Genomic DNA, 1,332 nt, shown 5'->3' on the forward strand with positions numbered 1-1,332 from the left:
GGCAGGGTCCCCGGGGGTGCCCACCTTCGCCTACGGCGGCAGGGTGCTGGTGGGCTTCGACGGCCCCGCAGGCCGCGGCCAGGAGCTGCTCGCCCTGCTGGAGGCTCCCCAGGCCCGGCGGGCCGCCACGGACGGGGCGGGCGCCGGAGAGCTCGACCTCGGTCCCCTGGGCCGTCTCCGTGTCAGCAGGATCGGGCTGCCCCTGTTCACCCTGGCGATGGGGCTGCTTGACGGCTTCAATCCCTGCGCGATGTGGGTGCTGCTGTTCCTGCTGTCGCTCCTGGTGCACTGGCGCAACCGCCGCCGCATGGCCCTGGTGGCCGGCACCTTCGTGCTGGTGAGCGGCGCGATCTACTTCGCCTTCATGGCCGCCTGGCTCAACGTCTTCCTGCTGCTGGGATGGTCCAGCGCCCTGCGGCTGGTGCTGGGCGGCCTGGCCCTCACGGTGGGGGTGGTGAACGTGCTGGACAGCCAGCGTCAGGGCAGCGGCTTCACCCTCTCGATCCCGTCCGAGGCCAAGCCCGGCCTGTATGCCCGGATGCGGAACGTGGTCCAGACCCGCTCCCTGTTGCCGGCGATGGCGGCCGTGGCGGTGCTCGCCGTGGTGGTGAATGCCGTGGAACTGCTCTGCACCGCCGGCCTGCCGGCGATCTACACGGCGGTGCTCAGCCAGCAGAACCTTTCCGCCCCGGCCCACTACGCCTATCTGGGGCTGTACATCCTGGGCTACATCGCCGACGACAGCCTGATGGTGGGTGCCGCCGTGCTGGCCCTGAGCAGCAACAAGCTCACCGAGGCCGGTGGCCGCTGGCTGAAGGCGATCAGCGGTGGCGTGATGCTGGCGCTGGGGGCAACCCTGTTGCTGCGGCCGGGCTGGCTGTTGTGACCCCCGCGTCCCTCACCAGGACGTGAGGCTGAACAGCAACTGCAGCAGGGCGAAACCCGCCAGACAGGTGGCGGCCAGCAGGGGTGCGACATGTACCAACTTCGGGATCCCACGATGTCTCCGGTCTAGGCCGGGTGAGATCACCGGGAAAGGCCGAACATCCGGCGGGTGTGGAGAGCCACAGACACACTCGGAGATGAACTTTTGTCCCGGGTGGCGACGGGTCGGAAGCCCCGCAGGCGCCCTGGCACCTGGGGCGCGACCACCACCCCGGTCGGGTCGCTGGCGAGTCCGGCCTCCCCCAGCCGCCGCACGGTCCACCAGTTGCAGTTGCGGCTCCAGAGGTAGGCCCCCCGGGCGGGGAAGAACCGACCCCGCTGGCCGGGGCGGGGTGGCAGGGGAGGCAGGCGCGCGCCGTCGCGGTCGCGCCGGGCGGAGCCCTCCAG

General features: G+C 71.3%; 2 protein-coding genes. One reads left to right on the top strand and one right to left on the bottom strand.

Annotated features, from left to right (window positions below):
* On the top strand, positions 1-886 hold an 886-nt coding region (locus VB737_RS16780), incomplete at its 5' end, for a hypothetical protein (protein ID WP_500314641.1).
* 140 nt (positions 887-1,026) lie between these two features.
* Here VB737_RS16780 and VB737_RS16785 read toward each other — a convergent pair.
* Positions 1,027-1,332 (bottom strand): DUF2459 domain-containing protein (locus tag VB737_RS16785; protein ID WP_500314643.1); only part of this gene is annotated, 306 nt, incomplete at its 5' end.

The organism is Synechococcus sp. BA-120 BA3 (assembly GCF_034931285.1).
Classification (GTDB): Bacteria; Cyanobacteriota; Cyanobacteriia; order PCC-6307; family Cyanobiaceae; genus Cyanobium.